The following is a 16933-nucleotide window of genomic DNA, read 5'->3' as shown; positions in this document are numbered from 1 at the left end:
TAAAAATTACATTTTAAACAAAACGAAACTTTGCTAATTTTTATTTTATTCTAAAACAGCGTAATCTCCAATGCTAATGCTTGTAAATTTACCATCATAACTCACATGGTTTCCGATCATTGCATTAACTAAAGCAGCATTTTTAATTTGAGAATAAGTCTGAATCAAACTATTTTTGATAGTACTGTCTGTAACGTGGCATCCATTTCCAAGAGAAACATTTGGTCCGATTGTCGTATTTTTCAAGACTACATTTTGTCCAATATAGCAAGGAGGAATAATCGTTGAATTTTCTAACGTCACGCCATAATCTACTAAATGCTCTCCATCATTATGAAGAAAACCTAGCATTCTTGTATTGGTTTCAACCGTAACATCTTTGTTACCGCAATCCATCCATTCATCAACACTTCCTGTTTTGAAAACTTTTCCGTTTGCCATCATTGCTTTGATACCATCATTAATCTGATATTCTCCGCCATTCTGAATATTATTATCTAAAACATTTTGAAGTTCGTTTCTTAAAATTCCAACTTCTTTAAAGTAATAAATTCCGATAACAGCTAAGTCGCTAACAAACTCTTTTGGCTTTTCAACCAACTCTATAATTTCATTATTCTGGTTCAGTTTTACCACACCAAAAGCTTCTGGCTGCTCTACTTGTTTTACCCAGATTACAGCATCTGCTTCTGGATCTAATTCAAAATCAGCTCTAATTAAAGTATCTGCGTAAGCAATTACAGCAGGTCCAGAAAGAGAATCTTTCGCACACATAATCGCGTGTCCAGTTCCTAAAGGCTGATCTTGACGATAGATTGAAGCTTTAGCTCCTAATCCTTTAGCCAATTCTTCTAAGCTTGCTACAACATCATCTCCAAAGAACGCTTCGTCTCCTAAAATAAAGGCAACTTCTTCAATTGGTTCTTTTAATATTTTGGCAATATCTTCAACTAAACGATGTACAATCGATTTTCCGGCAACTGGAATTAACGGTTTAGGAACGGTTAATGTATGAGGCCTCAATCTTGATCCGCGGCCTGCCATTGGCACAATTATTTTCATTCTTTAATTTGATTTTATGAGAAGATTTAAAATCTTCATGGGTTTGGTCTTTGTTTTTCTATTATTTTACTCCAGTGCTTCCAAAGCCTCCTTCACCTCTTGATGTTTCAGTAAGTGTTTCAACTTCAATCCATTCAGCTCTTTCGTGTTTTGCAATAATCAGCTGCGCAATTCGTTCTCCATTTTCGATTACAAAATCGTCATTAGATAAATTTACTAAAATTACTCCAATTTCTCCTCTGTAATCTGCATCAACAGTTCCTGGCGAATTCAAAACTGTTACTCCTTTTTTAGCAGCCAGACCACTTCTTGGTCTTACTTGCGCTTCGTAACCAATTGGCAATTCAATAAAAAGTCCTGTTTTTACAATTGTTCTTTCTAAAGGCTTTAACGTAATTGGTTCTATAATATTGGCACGCAGATCCATTCCTGCAGAAGCAATTGTCTCGTAATTTGGTAAATCGTGCTGTGATTTATTGATAATTTGAATTTTCATTTTTAAATATAAATTTTCTTAAAACGTCTTATTTTCTCCTCATTATTCCTTTTATAGTATCTTTTTCAAAATGGTAAACCATATACATAAAAATTAAAAGAAGCGGAATTCCAACATAATATTTTTCTCTAAATCCGTAAAACGAAATAATTGAAAATACTATTGAAACGCCTAAATAAGCACCAATCTTGTTCATGTCATAAGGAATCGGATAATACTTATTTCCTAAAACATAAGAAATAAGCATCATGCTACCGTAAGCAGAAATGGTTGCAATTGCAGAACCATAATAGCTGTACTTCGGAATTAAAAGATAATTTAAAATCAAGGTTACAATTGCACCAACAATAGAAATGTAAGCCCCAATTTTTGTTTTATCAGTAAGTTTATACCAAACTGATAAGTTGTTGTAAATTCCTAAAAAGAAATTTGCCAAAATAATTAATGGCACAACTTTCATTGCTTCCCAATACGATTTGTTGTCTAATAATAGGTATTTTAAAACATCTGCAAAAACAATTACACCTAATAAAATCAACGATCCTAAAATCACAAAATATTTGGTAATAACAGCATAAGTCTGCGGTGCGTTTTCATTTTTTGCATGACTAAAAAAGAACGGTTCAATTCCTAATCTAAAAGCTGTTGCAAAAAGAACCATAAACAATCCTAATTTATAACAAGCAGAATAAGCTCCAACTTCAGATTTTGCTAAATTTTCTGGAAGCAAATATCCTAATAGAATTTTATCGAAATGTTCATTTACGGCAAAAGCCAATCCAGCTACCAAAATAGGAAGTCCGTATTTCATCATTTTCTTCCAAAGTACAGGATCGAATTTTCGTCCAAGCGAAAGGTAGTTTGGAGAAAGCACAATAAAGGTTGCCAAACTTGCCAAAAGGTTTGCGATGAAAATATAAGCAATCTGGAAGTTTTGAACATATAAATTATCCCAAATAGAATTTGGATTTGCTTCTGCCAATTTTGGAAGATACATCAGGAAAAATATATTCAATAATAAGTTTATCACCACGTTTCCAATCTTAATTGCCGCATAAACCATAGGTCTCTGATTGGCTCTAAGTTTAGAAAATGGAATTAAAACCAGTGCATCTAAAACTAAAATCCACACTGTATAAGTAATGTATTGAACATCTACTTCTGCTAGATTTGCGAGTGTATTTCTAAAAATCAATCCAGCGAAAAGAAAGATTATCGAGGTCCAAAATATAGAAATGGTAGAAGTTGCAATTACATTTTTCTTATCTTCTTCAGCACTGTAAAATCTAAAAAAAGCAGTTTCCATTCCGTAAGAAAGAACTACGTTAAAGAAAACCATCCAAGACAATACGATTGAAACTTCCCCATACTCAGCGGTAGGTAAAATTCCTGTATATAATCTCACTAATAAAAAACTTAGCATTCTCGGTAAAACTGTTGCCAGTCCGTAAATTGCAGTTTGCTTGAATAGATTTTTATATAATCCCAAAATATAATTCTAATAATGTTTGTAAGACAAAAATAACCATTTCTTTTGTTTAATGGAGATTTTGTTGTTGCAATAAAAAAAACTTCTATTTGTTTTTAAACCGTTAATTTCTTTTCATCTAAAATTTTGACAAAATGAAATCCCTTTGGAGCATAACCTTGATTATAATAAAATCGATGTGCTCCAAAATTTCCTGTAAACGCATCCAAAACAATGCTACTACAATTTAGCTGTATTGCCTTTTTCTCTACATAATTGGTAAGCATTTTTCCAATTCCTTTGGATCGATATTCTGGATTAACGACAAAATTGTCAATCTCAAGATATTTCCCTGTCCAAAGTTTTGTAGCCGACCAACAGCCAGTAAGACCAAGACAAATCTCATCTTCAAATACCGCAATCTGAATGTAATTGTGCGGAAGCATTTCGCAAAGAAATGCTTTATATTTTTCAAGAGATATATTTGGATATAAAAATCGTATTGTATTAATCTGAGCCACCATTTCTTCAATGGTTGTAAGCTCTCGTATTTGTAAAGCCATTGTTTAAAAATGAAATAGAATTCAAAAATACTCAAAATATAATCATGAAAGAATCTGTGTCGTTTACATATTCATATCTTCCATATATTTAACTAATTTAACATTCGTTAATTATAACTACGCAAAATAAATTCAGATTTTATACGTTTTAAGTAAAAGCACTTGCTTTAACAACTTCTTGATGGCAGACTAAAACTGAGGAATGTCTGGGCAAAACTAGAGAAACAGCGGTAATGTTTCATTAAATTACTTACCTACAGATAATTATACGATTTTTTAACATAACATGTGAAATATATAAAATACACATGAAAATTATGTAACATTTTTTTAACAGTCTTTTTTTAAATTTGTTTCAAAGGGAATGAGAAAGCTAGAAACAACCCTTCAAAAAAAAGAAAGCACTGGGACTAATAAAGCTTGTTTGTTCCCATAAAAGACAAAGCATAAGGGATTGATTCAGCTGCAGTAACCCTAATAAAAACAGAGCACTGGGACTAATAAAGCTTGTTTGTTCCCATAAAAGACAAAGCACAAGGGATTGATTCTGCTGTATTGTAACCCTTAAAAAAACAGAGCATTGGGATTAATAAAGCTAGTTTGTTCCCATGAAAGACAAAGCACGCAGAGTTATCTGTCTATTTTTATAAAATGGTAGTGATTCTCAATTTAACTGTAATTTGAGAATCACCATTTTATAAAAGTTATTTTTAAAAAAGAATAAAACTTCCAATAAAAAGAAAAGCCAGCTAACGCTGGCTTTTCTTTTATATAGTAATGGAATTACGATTATCCATTTAAAGCTTCTGCTCCACCAACAATTTCCAAAATCTCACTTGTAATCGCAGCCTGACGAGCTTTGTTATAAGTTAATTTCAATTGGTTTCTTAATTCAGTTGCGTTATCTGTTGCTTTGTGCATTGCAGTCATACGTGCTCCATGCTCAGAAGCAAATGAATCACGGATTCCTTTATACAATTGTGTTTTTAAAGACTTAGGTATTAAAGTCAATACAATTTCTTCTTTTCCTGGTTCAAAAATATAATCTCCAGAAGAAGCTGCTACACTAGTACTAATAGGAGCTAACGGTAAAAACTGTTCTACTTGAACAATTTGAGTTGCAGCATTTTTAAACTGATTGTAAACTAACTCAATTCTATCGTATTCTCCACTTAAAAACTTTTGCGTCAAATCATCTGCAATTCCAGCAACATTTTCAAATGTCAAATGATCAAAAATTGCATTATGATGACCGTGAACTTTATGAGTTTTGCTTAAAGCGTCGTTTCCTTTTTTACCAATAGCAAAAACATCAACTTGCTTTCCAGCATAAAAATCAGTACGGTTTTTAATCTCTTTAATAATATTTGAATTGAAAGCACCACATAAACCTCTATTTGAAGTTATAGCTACTAACAATACTTTTTTTACTTCACGTTGTGTAGTGTAATCTCCTCCTACTTCACCTTCAAGTGTAGCCGAAAGATCTTGCAATAACTCCGTTAATTTCTCGGCATAAGGACGCATTGCAGTGATTGCATCTTGTGCTTTCTTCAGCTTTGCAGCAGAAACCATTTTCATAGCCGATGTAATCTGCATCGTCGATGAAACGGAAGTAATTCTATTACGGATTTCCTTTAAATTTGCCATCTATTAATTAGAAAATGTGACAATTTTAAAATTAGATAATTAGAATAATGATGGAACATTTTCTAATTATCTAATTTACCAATTATCTAATTAGTTATATTTTGCTGAAATTTCTTTTGCTGCTTTTTCGATAACGTCTGTAATAGCGTCATCTAATTTACCAGCTTTCAACGCGTTAAGCGTATCTTTATGTTTACTGTTTAAGTAAGCGATAAAATCAGCTTCAAATTCTTTTACTTTATTTACAGGAACGTTTCTTAATAAGTTTTTAGATCCAGCGTAAATAATTGCAACTTGGTTTTCAACAGGATAAGGATCATTTAAACCTTGTTTCAAGATTTCAACGTTTCTTTTTCCTTTTTCAATTACGTTTAAAGTAACAGAATCCAAGTCAGAACCAAATTTAGCGAAAGCTTCTAATTCACGGAATTGAGCTTGGTCTAATTTTAAAGTTCCAGAAACTTTTTTCATTGATTTAATTTGAGCATTACCTCCAACACGAGATACAGAAATACCTACGTTGATAGCAGGACGAACCCCAGAGTTGAACAAATCTCCGTCAAGGAAGATCTGACCATCTGTAATAGAGATTACGTTTGTTGGGATATATGCAGAAACGTCACCAGCTTGAGTTTCGATAATTGGTAAAGCAGTTAAAGAACCACCACCTTTTACGATAGATTTGATAGAATCTGGTAAGTCGTTCATGTTTTTAGCGATACCATCATCAGCGATTACTTTACAAGCACGCTCTAATAAACGAGAGTGTAAGTAGAAAACGTCTCCAGGGTAAGCCTCACGTCCCGGTGGTCTTCTTAATAAAAGAGAAACCTCACGGTAAGCAACAGCTTGTTTAGACAAGTCATCATAAACGATAAGAGCTGGACGACCTGAATCTCTAAAGTATTCTCCAATTGCCGCACCAGCGAATGGAGCATAAACTTGCATTGGAGCTGGGTCAGAAGCATTAGCAGCAACTATAACTGTATAAGCCATTGCTCCTTTTTCTTCTAACATTTTTGCGATTCCTGCTACAGTTGAAGCTTTTTGTCCAATTGCAACATATATACAGAATACAGGTTTTCCTGCATCGTAAAATTCTTTTTGATTTAAGATTGTATCGATACAAACAGTAGATTTTCCTGTTTGACGGTCACCGATTACAAGCTCACGCTGTCCACGACCAACTGGGATCATAGCATCAACTGCTTTTACTCCTGTTTGTAATGGCTCAGTTACTGGCTGACGGAAGATAACACCAGGTGCTTTTCTTTCCAATGGCATTTCGTATAAGTCTCCACCGATTGGTCCTTTTCCATCAATTGGAAAACCAAGAGTGTTAACAACACGTCCTACCATTTGCTCACCTACTTTAAGAGAAGCAATACGTTGAGTTCTTTTTGCAGTAGATCCTTCTTTAAGTCCAGTTGATGGTCCTAACAATACAACCCCAACATTATCCTCTTCAAGATTCAATACGATACCTTCCATACCGTTATCAAATTCCACTAACTCTCCATATTGTACATTAGACAGCCCGTAAACACGAGCAATACCGTCTCCAACTTGAAGTACTGTTCCTACTTCCTCTAGCGTAGCACCAGATTCAAAACCTTCTACTTGCTTTCTTAATATTGCTGAAATTTCAGCAGGTTTGATTTCCGCCATCTTAATTTATAATTTAGACACTTTTTGTGTTATAAAAACTAATTACTTAACTCTCTTTTTAATACTTGTAATCTGTTTGCAACAGAAGCGTTGTATTGATTATCTCCTATTCTCAGAATAAATCCACCAATGATTGAAGGATCTACTATATTTTCAATTGTAATTTTTTTATCTGATAAAGTTGCAACTTTTGCTAAAACTTTAGCTTCTAAAGCCGCATCCATTGGAATCGCTGTTGTAACTTTCGCTACTTCAACACCATTATTTTCATCAAATAACTTATTGTATTCTAGTGCAATTGCATCTAGAATTTCAAATCTTTTGTTTTCGAATAATAAACGGAATAATCCTTTTGTTACTCCATTTGCATCTGCAAAAACTTCTAAAAGAGCACCTTCTTTAACTTCAACTTTTGTTGTTGGGTTTTGAATAAATGTACTCAATTCTTCATTAGTCTCAATTGCGTGTGCAATTGATTTCATATCGTTATTGACAACTTCGGCAACACCTTTAGAGTTTGCTAAGTCTAGAATTGCTTTTGCATAACGAATTGCTGCTCTTGTACTTGCCATAATCTTAGTTTAACTTTACGTCACCTAACAATTTCTCTACCAATTTAGTTTGAGATTCTTTGTTAGATAATTCTTCTTTCAATAATTTTTCAGCAATACTCAAAGATAGAGTTGAAACTTGAGATTTCAATTCTGCCATTGCAGCATTCTTTTCGCTTTCGATAGCCGCTTTTGCTTGATCAATCATTTTTTGACCAGCTTCTTGAGCTTCGTTTTTAGAATCAGCAATCATTTTCTCTTTCATTTCGCGAGCTTCTTTCAACATCGCGTCACGTTCAGCACGAGCTTCATTCAAAATTCTTTGATTGTCAGCTTGTAAGTTTTCCATTTCTCTCTTTGCATTTTCAGCAGAAAGTAATGCATTTTTAATACCTTCTTCTCTTGCAGTAATAGACTCCATAATTGGTTTCCAAGCAAATTTTACCAAAAGTAAAATTAATATTACCAAGATTAAAGCTTGCCAGAAGAATAATCCGAATGAAAAATCGTTAATTAACTTATCCATTTTATATAACTATATTAAATATTTAATTTCTGTTTTTAAAGTAACAACATCTTTAACCAACCGTTAAAGATGCTGTTATTTTTTTCTTTATTATTTTCCTAAGATTAAAGCAGCGAATGCTAAACCTTCTAATAAAGCAGCGATAATGATCATCGCAGTTTGGATTTTACCAGCAGCTTCTGGCTGACGAGCAATAGCGTCCATAGCAGATCCACCGATTTTACCTAAACCTAAACCTGCACCGATTACTACTAAACCAGCACCTACTAAAGTTGGAATTGTTCCCATAAGTATTTATATATATAAAATTAAACTTCTAAAATTAAATAATCGCTGTTTCGTCTTCATGGTGGTGAGCGTGATCATGATCCTGAACAGCCATACCAATAAACAATGATGATAACATTGTGAAGATAAACGCTTGTAAAAATGCAACTAGAATTTCAATAACAGAAATAAACAATGTCAATCCTAATGAGATTGGCAAATCTGCTGCTAAATTCTTTCCAACAAAAATCATTGCAATCAAACTCATAATTACTACGTGACCTGCAGTAATGTTTGCGTACAAACGAATTAATAATGCGAATGGTTTTGTTAATGTTCCTAAAATCTCAATTGGAGCTAAGATAATTTTCATTGGAACTGGTACTCCTGGCATCCAGAAGATGTGTCCCCAATAATCTTTGTTAGCACTAAATTGAGTAATGATAAATGTAAAGGCTGCTAAACAAACTGTAATAGCAATATTTCCTGTAACGTTGATTCCTAGCGGAGTCATTCCTAATAAGTTTAGAATCCAAACAAAGAAAAATACAGTTAATAGGTAACCCATATATTTACGGTATTTTTTCTCTCCAATATTTGGAACAGCAATTTCATCTCTGATGAAAATTACTAATGGTTCTAAAACTCTACCAAATCCAGTTGGGATTGGTCCTTTTTTATATGATCTTGCTAATCCAGTAAACATTAATAATAATAATACTGATACGAAAAGCATTGAAACAACATTTTTAGTAATTGAAAAATCTAATGGTTTTTCATTTTCCGGATGACCGTGCTCATTAAAAGTAATTGTTCCGGCTGCATCTGTTTTGTAAATTTTACCGTGAACTAATTTGTAGAAGTTTCCGTCAACTTCTGCAACTGTTTCTCCGAAGTGGAATTTTGAAGAAGAGAAAACTTTTAAACCACCATCAATTAAAATAACTGGTAATGGAAAACCGTAGTGTTTGTTTTCTTTCTCATCCTGGAAGAAAACAAAGTCATGAGAATCTTGTAAGTGGTGATCAATAAATGCATCCACTTTTGCCTTTGGATCAAGAGCAACATGCTCTCCCTCTTCGTGAGCATTATGTGAAACTACTTTCTCTTCGTGAGCAGTTTCAGTTTGTACATGCGTCGAGTCATTCTCTGGATTTGCAAAACCCATAATCGGTAGAGAAGCTACAAAAGCAGCAAGAATAAAGCTGAGTGGTTTGTTTGAAATCACCATATCTTGGAAAATCTTATTTTTTTACGTTTCTAAAATTTGGTGCAAAGGTACATTTTTTATTAATATTCAAAAGGATATGAAAAATTATTTTTAAACCTTGTTTTAAAGAATTGTTATTTTAAGGCTTTTCATTTAATAATCGGACAGTTAAAAGCGTCTGAAATAACAAAAACAACACAAATGTTATAAAAAAACTGACTTTTTCAACATTGGTTTCTCCAATTTGATTTTTTAAAATTGGCTGCAAAACTAAATAGGCTAATAACATTTGTGTAAAAGTTCCGAATAGGAACGTCATTCCGACGATTTCAAAATTTTTCTTTTTTACTATTAACAATATAAAGTATAATAAAGATGAAATCGCGAAGAAAGATAAATACAGTAATTCTAAACTATAATGAAAGTGCTGCGTATTAATTTCACTGAATAAAAAAACAGCTTTATGGATAATATAAGTTCCTAAAGCAAGACATAACAAGTAAAAAAATGGTTTGTAATTTTTTGAAAGCATTTGAAATAATTTTAGTGCAAAGATGCAATTTTTATCTCAAGCGATTTTTATTTACAAACTACTTTGTTTTATTGATATCATTTACTTGTCGGATTACATTATACAATGCAACTCCAACACCCACTAGCACAAAAATGGTATTGTAATAAACTTTGGGGCTTGGATGTTTCTCATCAAGCCAAGTTCCGAAATAGGAAAACACAAAAATGATTACTCCCATTTGAAAGGGAATATTAATAAATGCCAGCCATTTATTTCTCCTATTATTGTTCGGTTCCTTTTCCATCTTCTAACATGATTACAGGATTTGAATGGGTAAGCATGGTACAGGTTGCTGTGAAGTCGGCTCCTGGTTCTATCGAAAGTTTTCCTACTGCCACTTCTCCATGAATTTGAGCAGTAGATTTAATATTAAGAGTTTCAAGAACTTTTATTTTACCATGAAATTCTCCTTCTATATCAGCATTGTTACAAATTATTTCTCCTTTAACAGCTCCTTTGGCCCCAATCACGATTTTGCCTTGTGAAGTAAAGTTTCCAATCAATTCGCCGTCTAATCTAAAATCGGCTTTAGAGACTATGTCTCCTACTATTGATGTTCCTTCTACAATTCTATTTGTTCTTCCTAATTGTTCAGTTCCATTTTTCTTTACTTTTTCAAACATGGCGGTTAAGATTTAAGGGGTTTTCGGGGTCAAATATGCGTCCAAATTCTTTTTGATTTGAACGATTTTGTAATTATCATTTGATATTATTATTGCTTGATCTGGGATTTTATATTTCTTATCATCTCTGAAAACTCCAGCAATATCATTTGCGTAAGCCTCAGATTTTAAACCATGAATAACTACAAAACTTTCTGTTTTATTGTATTTATCCAAAGATGTTGTTAATCTTTCGTAATTTTCAACTAATAAAAATACTCTGATTGCTTCTTCAATTCTTTTAACCGCTTTTGTATCGTTCTTAGAAACACGATATAATATTTTCCAATTTTTAGTATCGGTTGTTGTAAAACTAAGTTTTTCTAGAACTGGCACTTGTTTTTCTAGAATTTCTCTTGCATTTTTACCTTCTTCACTATTTGGATAATTGTCTGCTACATTTTCAAGACCTTTTTTATATGCTTCCAATCCATTTACTTTTCCTAAAGTATTGGCTTTTAGCAATTCGTATTTCGATACGATATCATCTCCCGAATATTGGTTAATCAGGTTATCAATATTGGCTAGGACCTCGTCGAATTTTTCTTCTTCAAAAAGTTTATACCATTTCTGATATTCTTTATCGGGACTAGAATTTGGATCGTCTTCTTTATTATTTAAAATATGGGCATATCTCGAATCTGGATATTTCGAAGAAATCTCTGATTTAATAGCTTCTGCTCTTGCTGGATTTGTAATTTGATAAATTTTATACAAATTATACATAGAAGGCAGCACCAGTTTTTCTTCTGGATTATTTTGAAGCAACTGTTCTAGTTTGTCACTAGCCAGATTATATTCTTTAAACTTCTCCTTATATATAAGTCCTAATTGATAGTATGAAAAATTACGTTCTTTACCAATACTATCCATAGCTTCTTGCGAAGTTGGAAGTTGTTCTACATAATAGGCTACAGTATATTTTTCAGGAACAATGGTATCTTTCAGTGCGTTGGCAACTTCTTTCGTATTAATAGTATCATTCAAAGCGGCATCGTTTGCAGATCGAACTCCTGCCAATCTCCAATTTCCGCCCATTGTTCTGCTTCCCCACATTTTTTTAAATTGCAGTTTTCCGTAAGCAACCGTTGTTGGGTTATAAAAGTAAAATGTACTTGCATTATCGTTACTTCCTGGAGGCATTCCATTTCCTTCTGGTTCTACTGGTTTACCTAAAGAATTAGGATTGACGGCTCCGTTTCCTGAAAACTCTGCTTGGGAATTTCGATCAATATTGGCTAATCGCTCTTTTTCTTTTTCTTCTAAAAGACGTTTTGCTTCATCTTTCTTTTTAAGTTCAGCTATATAGTTTTCAAAATAATCTTTCTTTTCGTTCGGCGGTAAGTTGTATACCTTAATAATACTATCATTACGTTTTGCAATCGCCTCGTATTTAATTACGTCGTCAAGATTTTTTCTGTTTTTTTCTATATAAGCGAATTCTCTGGTTTTTGGATCCAGTTTTACCAAAGTACTGTCATAATACTTGGCTGCCATTGAGTAATCTGTATTTTTAAAATACATATTTCCAATATTTCTGTAGGCAGAAGCCATTAAATATGGATCTTTTGATTTTCTGCCTAAAGATTTATTGTAAAATAAAAGTGCATTTTCCTGATCTTTATTTTTATCAAAGAAAACTCCCATTTCATAAAATAAGATATCATAGTAAGGGCGGTTTTCTCGATTTTCTACCAGCTTATTATAAGCTTCAATAAACAAATCCTGATTACCATTTTCATAATCAAACATCTGTGCTTTTTTCGAGTAAGCATGCATCATATACTTACGATCTGCCTTTCTGTTTAAATCAATAACGGCGTCGTAGAAATAAATCGCGCTGTCACGTTTTCCTTCTGCCTGATACATTTGGCCAAGTATAAAACGATATCTTGCTCGTTCTTCGTTACTTTTTGTAAATTGTTCTGCAACCCTAAGTCTAGATACAGCGCTGTCTTTTTGTTCCAGATTTAAAAAAGCTTCAGCCAAAAGGGCATTAGCATCGGCATAAGTCTGTTTGTCTAAATCTGTTTTTTTAAGTAAAATTTTAATATTCTTAAGCGCGATTGCATCGTTACCTAAACGCATATTGGTTTTTTCTCGCCAGATTTTTGCGGTATAAATATTATTACTTTCTGGATATTTGTATAAAATGTAATTGAATGCTTCAATTGCCGGAATAAAACGCTGATCATAATATCTAGCTTTTCCAAGCATAAGATACGCTTCATCCATCTGCCAGTTTCTTTCCCTTCCACCAATATTCATGGAGTGTTTTTGGATGGCTTTTGTAGCTTTAGTTTCTGCTTTTTCAAAATCAGGATTTTTAGCTTTTTCACCTTCAGAAAAATTTTCGTCAAACTGCATTTTTTCAATCGGCAGCATTTTCCAAAAATTATCTTCATTATTGGCCTGAATAGATTGTAAACCTTTGTCAAGGCCAATTCCGCCGTTGTAAAGGATGTTATATTTTGTTCCAATCGAATGAGAACTTCGAGACAAAAAAGTATTTTTTTTGGTAGAACAAGCTATCAAAAAGAATAAAAAAACGAGAGTAAAACTATATTTAAAAGTATTCTTCTTCAATAGAAAAGAGTTTAAGACAGATAACTACTAAAAACTGATTTTAGTATATTCACTTGTAAAAATACGCTTCTTTTTGAAATATAGAAATTCTTACACAGCAAAAAACATTTCTAGTTCTTGTAAGGTCTCTTTTGAGGTCTGAATGTCTTTGACAATCTCGCCTTTATTAAGGGCAACAATTCTATCACAAACCTCTACAGTGTGCTGTAAATCATGGCTTGAAACCAAAACTGTTACATTCGGATTATCGGCTAATTCTCTAATTATTTTTTTTAATCGGCTAACTGTTGTTGGATCCAAATTTGCAAACGGCTCGTCTAAAATTACAACTTCTGGGTTTCCAATAAGCGTTGCAATGATTCCTACTTTTTTCTGATTTCCTTTAGACAAATCACGAAGATATTTTTTGTTCTTTAAAATTTCACCGTTAAAAAACTCTTCATGTTTCGCCAACAATGCATCAATATCTGCTTTGTTCTGATTTCTTAAATCTCCAATAAAATAGAAATATTCTTCTGGCGTTAAATAGCCGATAAGGAAATTTTCATCTAAAAAAGAACCTGTAAACGATTTCCAGTTTTCACTTGTATTCACTTGAATATCATTACTTTTTATATATCCAGTAGAAGGTTGAATAAGATCTAAAAGCAAGCTGAAAAAAGTTGTTTTTCCTGCCCCATTATTTCCTACCAAACCAAAACTTTGTCCTTTAGGAATTTCTAAATTGCTAATGTTTAAAACTGTTGTTCCGTTATATATTTTTGAAAGCTGATTTACTTGTATCATAATAATTTTTAGATTGTTGATTTCAGATTTTAGATTTAAAATGAGATAATTATCTCATTTTAAAATTGGCAAATTATTTAATTAACCCTTTTGTTTATAAGCACTTATTGTACTGTACTTTTCCATTTTATACCTCTTTTCGATTATTGAAAATACTTTTTCTTTAAATATAAAACCCAAGATACCAGCTCCCGCAACCAAGCTCAATGCTACAGTCTTATTTCCATAATGTAATCCAAGCCAATATAATAGCACTGGTAAAAAAACTTTAGGAAGCGAAAGGAGCATTGCATTTACATTAAACGCTTTTTTATCTCCAAAAGCACCGCCAGCACTACTTAAATCAATAGGCGTTTTTGTAAATGCACCGCCTAAAAGTACTAAATGTGAGTTTACACCAATATTATAGATTGCTCCAATTATAATAGTTAAGTAAGATTCCCATCCAAAAAGAAGATAAAAAGAAGCCAGTATAGTCGAGATAAAAGTTGCAATAACAATAAGCCACCATTTGGCAGTAATATAACCTCTATACGGAATATTTTGTGTCATCATTAATTGATAATACGAACTATCCCAGCTTGGAACAAATTGCCCAAAAACAAACAGAAATCCTCCTGAAACAAATATTCCTGCAAAGATTTGCATGGCCTGTGGCTGGTGTGTATTTCCAAAAAAAATCAATCCATAGAATAAAAATATCACACTCATTACAATAGTGGTTTTGGATCTTTTATTTCTTTTAATGAGTTTGATATCGTTTTTAAGAAAAGTGCCTAAAGTCCCAAACTGATTTAGCCAAGAAAGATTTTCTGTAGAAGCTTCATCTTGTTTTACAGAAAGTCCTGCATCGAGATATAAATTTCTTTCAAAGTATTTAAAAGTAAAAATGTGCAATACAATTAATACCAGGATTGGAATTAAAAACAGGCCGTCTATGTCGTAAAAACTTTGAAAAAATGGAGTCGTAAATACGGTAATATTAAATAATTGATAATACTGCGCCAATCCTAAAGCCACAATAAGTACCAAAAACAAAGTAAATAGTTTGTCAATATTGCTTAAAATAATATTTAGAAAATTGTTAATGTAGATTATTGACATTACTCCTAAATGCCAAAAAATAATTTGAACAACGTCATATCCGTTTAAAATTAAGACAACTGTAAACGGAATAAAAAATAATGCATGAATCCAGTTAAAGAAAGATAAAATCGTTTTGCCTAAAGAAAAATGAACAATCGTTGTTTTTTTTAAAGGAAGAACCAATAATGGCTTAATATTCAGAACAGGAATTGACTGCAATAGCAACCTAATTACTAAATCAGATAAAAAATAGTAAATCAGAAATTTATTTACGGTTACCAATGGTTCCAATTTCATTTCTTTGAGCAAATAAAATGCCCCAACTCCCATACTAATAAAAATTAATGAAAAATAGATCATTAAAAAACCTATTATAATTTTCATTGTCAGATTTTTACCGAAAGATGCCGATCTAATAAAAGCTTTCCATTCGAGATAAATAAACTTCTTAATCATGGTTTATGGTTTAGTATTTTTGTAGTAAGAGACCAAATGTAGGAAAACGTTACAAAAAAAGTTAAAAAAAATAATTTCGTGCTAAAATTTTAATAGTGGTTTGCTACTTTTGCATAAAAATTCTATCATGCCTTCATTCTTAAAACTTATTATTAAAGAGGTTAAAAGAGAAACTGCAGATGCTGTTTCTATTCTTTTTAATGTTCCTGAAGAACTAAAATCTGACTATAAATTTATAGCTGGTCAATATATCAATTTAAAATTAACTCTTGATAACCAAGAAATTAGACGTGCTTATTCTATTTGCTCTGCACCTGATAGCGGCGAATTAAGAATTGCTGTAAAGGCTGTAAAAAATGGTCTTTTTTCTCAGTTTGCTAATACAAAACTGAAAGCAGGAGATGTTCTTGAAGTAGGTCAGCCAGAAGGTAAATTTACTTTTGAACCAGATGCCGAAAGACAAAAAAATTACGCGGCATTTGCTGCAGGAAGCGGAATTACTCCGGTTCTTTCTATCATAAAATCTGTTCTTAAAAATGAGCCAAAGAGTTCATTTGTATTGGTTTATGGAAACAAAACTCCTGAAAGTACAATCTTTCATCAAGAACTTCATGATTTACAATTGCAATATGTAGGCAGATTTTTTGTGCATTATGTATACAGTCAAGCAAAAGCTGAAAATGCTTTATTTGGAAGAATTGAAAAATCGGCTGTGAATTATGTTTTAAACAACAAACACAAAGAACTTCAATTTGATAAGTTTTTCCTTTGCGGACCAGAAGAAATGATTAATACTGTTTCTAATGTTTTGAAAGAGAAAAATGTAAAAGAGTCTGCTATCAAATTTGAATTATTTACCTCTTCTGCAGAAGAACATGCAATTCAAGGTTCTCAAGAAGGACATACAAAAATTACTGTTTTGGTAGACGATGAGGAAACTACTTTCGAAATGTCTAAAAAACAAACTATTCTTGATGCAGCTTTAAAACAAGGTGTTGATGCTCCTTATTCTTGCCAGGGCGGAATTTGCAGCAGCTGTCTAGGGCGTGTTACCGCAGGAAGTGCCGAAATGACGAAAAATTCTATTTTAACAGATAGTGAAATTGCTGAAGGCTTAATTTTAACTTGCCAAGCACATCCAACATCAGAAACTATTTATATTGATTACGACGACGTCTAGTCTTATCAAATTCCAATATCAAAAATTCCAAATTCCAATCTTTCAATTGGGATTTGGAATTTTTTTGTTTAATTGCGTTTCTACTCTTTGTCAAAGTTTAAAACTTTGACAAAGATGTAACTTGGAATTTGGAATTTAAAAA

General features: G+C 32.4%; 17 protein-coding genes. 1 reads left to right on the top strand and 16 read right to left on the bottom strand.

Going from position 1 to position 16933, the window contains the following annotated elements; all coding sequences use genetic code 11:
- Positions 1-45: 45 nt before the first annotated feature.
- The 16 genes from OZP10_RS09230 to OZP10_RS09155 all read right to left on the bottom strand — a co-directional run bounded on the left by OZP10_RS09230 (position 46) and on the right by OZP10_RS09155 (position 15611).
- Complete coding sequence (locus OZP10_RS09230; RefSeq protein ID WP_281634397.1) at positions 46-1062, bottom strand: sugar phosphate nucleotidyltransferase; 1017 nt, start codon at positions 1060-1062, stop codon at positions 46-48.
- A 61-nt stretch (positions 1063-1123) separates the two neighbouring features.
- Positions 1124-1558, bottom strand: coding sequence for a dUTP diphosphatase (gene dut / locus OZP10_RS09225; RefSeq protein ID WP_274254888.1), 435 nt, complete (start codon positions 1556-1558; stop codon positions 1124-1126).
- Between the two features lie 28 nt (positions 1559-1586).
- Entirely contained in the window at positions 1587-3047 is a 1461-nt protein-coding gene (locus OZP10_RS09220) for a lipopolysaccharide biosynthesis protein (protein WP_281634396.1), read from the bottom strand.
- Positions 3048-3142: 95 nt separating this feature from the next.
- Positions 3143-3589, bottom strand: coding sequence for a GNAT family N-acetyltransferase (locus tag OZP10_RS09215; protein ID WP_281634395.1), 447 nt, complete (start codon positions 3587-3589; stop codon positions 3143-3145).
- Positions 3590-4378: 789 nt separating this feature from the next.
- The gene (gene atpG / locus OZP10_RS09210; protein ID WP_281634394.1) at positions 4379-5239 is read right to left on the bottom strand and encodes an ATP synthase F1 subunit gamma; all 861 of its coding nucleotides are present in this window, start codon (positions 5237-5239) and stop codon (positions 4379-4381) included.
- Positions 5240-5329: 90 nt separating this feature from the next.
- Positions 5330-6907 (bottom strand): F0F1 ATP synthase subunit alpha, encoded by a 1578-nt coding sequence (gene atpA / locus OZP10_RS09205; protein WP_177211486.1) that lies wholly within the window; start codon positions 6905-6907, stop codon positions 5330-5332.
- A gap of 38 nt (positions 6908-6945) precedes the next feature.
- The gene (gene atpH, locus OZP10_RS09200; RefSeq protein ID WP_281634393.1) at positions 6946-7479 is read right to left on the bottom strand and encodes an ATP synthase F1 subunit delta; all 534 of its coding nucleotides are present in this window, start codon (positions 7477-7479) and stop codon (positions 6946-6948) included.
- A gap of 4 nt (positions 7480-7483) precedes the next feature.
- Positions 7484-7984 (bottom strand): F0F1 ATP synthase subunit B, encoded by a 501-nt coding sequence (locus OZP10_RS09195; RefSeq protein WP_095930604.1) that lies wholly within the window; start codon positions 7982-7984, stop codon positions 7484-7486.
- Positions 7985-8074: 90 nt separating this feature from the next.
- On the bottom strand, positions 8075-8272 hold the full coding sequence (gene atpE / locus OZP10_RS09190; protein WP_008465835.1) for an ATP synthase F0 subunit C: 198 nt from the start codon (positions 8270-8272) through the stop codon (positions 8075-8077).
- A 34-nt stretch (positions 8273-8306) separates the two neighbouring features.
- On the bottom strand, positions 8307-9482 hold the full coding sequence (atpB, locus tag OZP10_RS09185; protein WP_281634392.1) for a F0F1 ATP synthase subunit A: 1176 nt from the start codon (positions 9480-9482) through the stop codon (positions 8307-8309).
- A gap of 118 nt (positions 9483-9600) precedes the next feature.
- Entirely contained in the window at positions 9601-9993 is a 393-nt protein-coding gene (locus OZP10_RS09180; RefSeq protein WP_281634391.1) for a hypothetical protein, read from the bottom strand.
- A 58-nt stretch (positions 9994-10051) separates the two neighbouring features.
- Entirely contained in the window at positions 10052-10213 is a 162-nt protein-coding gene (locus tag OZP10_RS09175) for an AtpZ/AtpI family protein (protein WP_420810997.1), read from the bottom strand.
- 43 nt (positions 10214-10256) lie between these two features.
- A complete protein-coding gene (locus OZP10_RS09170; protein WP_281634390.1) occupies positions 10257-10658 on the bottom strand; it encodes a bactofilin family protein in 402 nt (133 codons plus the stop codon).
- A 12-nt stretch (positions 10659-10670) separates the two neighbouring features.
- Positions 10671-13199: a type IX secretion system periplasmic lipoprotein PorW/SprE gene (gene porW, locus OZP10_RS09165; RefSeq protein ID WP_489886152.1), complete on the bottom strand. Its 2529-nt coding sequence runs from the start codon at positions 13197-13199 to the stop codon at positions 10671-10673.
- 174 nt (positions 13200-13373) lie between these two features.
- Positions 13374-14069 carry an ABC transporter ATP-binding protein gene (locus OZP10_RS09160; RefSeq protein ID WP_281634388.1) on the bottom strand — a complete coding sequence of 232 codons (696 nt, stop codon included), beginning with the start codon at positions 14067-14069 and terminating at the stop codon, positions 13374-13376.
- An 81-nt stretch (positions 14070-14150) separates the two neighbouring features.
- Entirely contained in the window at positions 14151-15611 is a 1461-nt protein-coding gene (locus tag OZP10_RS09155; RefSeq protein WP_281634387.1) for a DUF5687 family protein, read from the bottom strand.
- Positions 15612-15738: 127 nt separating this feature from the next.
- On the opposite strand from OZP10_RS09155, the gene OZP10_RS09150 reads away from it, so the two are divergent.
- A complete protein-coding gene (locus OZP10_RS09150) occupies positions 15739-16791 on the top strand; it encodes a ferredoxin--NADP reductase (protein ID WP_281634386.1) in 1053 nt (350 codons plus the stop codon).
- The last annotated feature ends 142 nt before the right edge of the window (positions 16792-16933 follow it).

Source organism: Flavobacterium luteolum, from assembly GCF_027111275.1.
In the GTDB taxonomy this organism is placed as follows: Bacteria; Bacteroidota; Bacteroidia; order Flavobacteriales; family Flavobacteriaceae; genus Flavobacterium; species Flavobacterium luteolum.
The sequence above is the reverse complement of the archived record's forward strand: the minus strand, read 5'-3'. Positions and strand labels throughout refer to the sequence as shown.